Genomic DNA, 2,673 nt, shown 5'->3' with positions numbered 1-2,673 from the left:
GTGCGGGCGCCGAGGGCGTCGAGCGGGCCGAGCGCGGCCAGCGCCGCGGCGGTCACCCCGCCGCGTAGCAGGTTGCGCCGGTCCACACCGTCGATCGGACTCACGTGCACCTCCGAGAAAGGGGTTGTCGTGTCGCCCCGACGCTAGGAGCGCAGGTGCGCAGCGTCACCGGATGCGGTGTGAACCTCAGCTGAACGGCGTGCCACCGTCGTCCGTCGGGACGCGCCGACGCGACACGCCGAATGTGACGGCCACGACTCGTCCGGGGTGGGTTGACAGCGCCCGGGGGGCAGCACGTACCGTCTTTGAGTCCTACTACGGGAAGCGGCTGTTGTTCGCTTCGTCCCTTCGTCCGCTGGCCGAGTGACATCGAGCAGTTCGTCGCGGCGGCCAGGTCCAGCGGGCGGGGGTCGGCGGGGCGGCGCGAACCGGCCGCGATTACCGGTGTACGGGCAGGGTGAGGTGCACGGCCAGTAGACAACGGCCGGGCGGGGACAGCCAGTCCTCCGTCAGGTCGGTCCGAAGGTCGGCGTGCCCCATCCTCGCCCCACCGGCCGGGGAGGGCCTGGGAGCATCGGGGCGCGGCGGAAGCCGCGCCCCGATTTCATCTCACCGGTACGACAACACCTGCCGGGCCAGGCGCGCCGGTTGGCTCAGCGCGAGCAGGTGCCCACCGGGTAGAAGGTCGACGTCGACGCCGAGGCGCTCCCGGGCCAGCCGGCGTTGGAAGTCCGCCGGGAAGAACCGGTCGTCGCGGCCGGTGACCACCCGCGTCGGCACGTCCGGCCAGCGGCGCAGCGGGTTGGGTTGGACGAACACCGCCTCGGACTCTCCTCGGGGCTCGGCCGCCATCAGCCGGTCCACGACCGGTGCCGGCACGTCGTGGAGGAAGTCCACCGTCAGGTCGACGTCGTCGCTCGGCGTTCGACCCTCGGCGAGGGCGTACGCGGTGCGGGCCCGCGCCTGACCGGTCGCCTCCCACCACTGCCCGGGAGTCTCGCCGGGGGCGGGGATCATCGGGTTGACCAGGACCACCGTGGCCACCCTCGGGTCGTCGGCGACCAGTGGCGCGGTGAACGCGCCGAGGGACTGGGCGACCAGCACCACCTCCGACCGGTCGCCGATGGCGGCGCGGACGATGTCGGCGTACTCGGGCAGCGCGGCGGTGTCGTCGTCGGCGGGCAGGTCCACCGCGACGCTGTCGTGGCCGTGCCGGCTCAGCTCGGCGGTCAGCAGGTGCCAGTAGTCGGCGCTGCCGCCCGCCCCGGGGATCAGCACGTACGTCACGCCTGCCCCCGGCGTGCGAAGTCCTCGGCGGTGCCGCCGCCGGGAAAGCGGGTGGCGAAGTCCAGCACCCCCACCCACGTCGGGCGCAGGGCGATGCGGGCCATCTTCAGTCCCGGTACGTCGGTCTCGGCGCGTACGGCGGCCTCCTGCTCCGCGCCGCCGTAGCGGCGGTGGGCGGCCAGGTACTCGGGGGCGACGCCGTCGACGTCGGTGACGGTGACCCGGCCGCGCAGCAGCAGCACCTCAGGCGGGGCGTCGGTGGTGTCGATGGTGACCGCCACGTCGGGGCGGGCCCGCAGGGCGGGGATCTTCCGCGCGCCGGCGAACGTGCAGAACACCACCTCGTCGCCGGTGTGATGGAACATGATCGGCAGCACGCGCGGTGTGCCGTCGGACGCGACGTAGGCGAGGCGAGCCAGCTCGGTGGACGCGAGCAGCTTTCGCGCCACCGGATGGTCGAGCAGTCGTACGTCGCCCTGCGGCAGGGCGGTGGTCATGGTCACGGTTTCCCCCCAACGGGATGTGCTCCTAGATTAGGAGCAGTCGATTCGAGAGGGCAAGCGCTTTCGCTATCCTGGGTCGATGCGTTCCTACGACGATCTGTGTGGGCTCGCCCGGGCTCTGGCCGTCGTCGGCGAGCGGTGGGCACTGCTGGTCGTCCGGGAGCTGCTGCTCGGACCGAAACGGTTCTCCGACCTCAGCCGGGGCCTGCCCGCGATGAGCCAGAACGTCCTGTCCCAACGGTTACGCGAGCTGGAGCAGGCCGGACTGGTCACCCGGCGGGTCCTCGGGCCACCGGCCAGCGCCCGGGTCTACCAGCTCACCCCGCGCGGCCTGGAGCTGGAGGAGACCGTCCTGGCCCTCGGCCGGTGGGGCAGTCACCAACCGTTGCCCGCCACCGGGCAGCTGAGTGTGGACGCGCTGATGCTGGCTCTGCGCACCACGTACCTCCCGGGGCCGGCCGGCGACCCGACATCGCCGGTGGGGGTCCGGATCGGCGCCGACGGGTTCGTCGCCGAGGCCGCACCGGACGGAAGCCTGACGATCACCCGGGACGGTGCGGACCGCTGCGCCGCCGTGGTGGAGACCGACGACGTCGGCACCCTGCTGGAAGTCGTCTACGGCTACCGGCCCCGCGAGGACGCCGAGCGCTCCGGAGCGTTGCGCGTCCACGGGGACCGGCGCATCGCCGAGCGCTTCCTCGGCTGCTTCCCCCGCCCCGCCACCACCGGCGACGTCGCGCCGGACCCGCGGTCGTCCGAGCCGCGGCGGTAACCGCCCGCTCCGGCCCCGTGACGGGTCAGCGCGCCGCGGCGGCGAGATCCGCGTCGAGGCGCTCCAGGTAGTCGACGGCCCCTGTCCGCCGGCCGAGCGGGGCGGACTGAC

The 2,673-nt window shown here is 73.4% G+C and carries 3 protein-coding genes; 1 reads left to right on the top strand and 2 read right to left on the bottom strand.

All coding sequences use genetic code 11. The features are described 5' to 3' along the window. Positions 1–609: 609 nt before the first annotated feature. Together AB0I76_RS27175 and AB0I76_RS27170 are read right to left on the bottom strand one after the other, a co-directional pair. Positions 610–1,287, bottom strand: coding sequence for an alpha/beta fold hydrolase (locus AB0I76_RS27175; RefSeq protein WP_357041155.1), 678 nt, complete (start codon positions 1,285–1,287; stop codon positions 610–612). Beyond that, positions 1,284–1,784 (bottom strand): pyridoxamine 5'-phosphate oxidase family protein, encoded by a 501-nt coding sequence (locus tag AB0I76_RS27170; RefSeq protein WP_357041158.1) that lies wholly within the window; start codon positions 1,782–1,784, stop codon positions 1,284–1,286. Before AB0I76_RS27170 ends, AB0I76_RS27175 begins: the two co-directional genes overlap by 4 nt. An 85-nt stretch (positions 1,785–1,869) precedes the next feature. Here AB0I76_RS27170 and AB0I76_RS27165 point away from each other — a divergent pair, with 85 nt between their 5' ends. Beyond that, the gene (locus AB0I76_RS27165; RefSeq protein ID WP_357041152.1) at positions 1,870–2,562 is read left to right on the top strand and encodes a helix-turn-helix domain-containing protein; all 693 of its coding nucleotides are present in this window, start codon (positions 1,870–1,872) and stop codon (positions 2,560–2,562) included. Positions 2,563–2,673 lie beyond the last annotated feature (111 nt).

This window comes from Micromonospora sp. NPDC049799 (assembly GCF_040656655.1).
Taxonomy (GTDB): domain Bacteria; phylum Actinomycetota; class Actinomycetes; order Mycobacteriales; family Micromonosporaceae; genus Micromonospora.
Note: the sequence above shows the minus strand (reverse complement) of the source record. Positions and strands in the feature narration are given on the sequence as shown.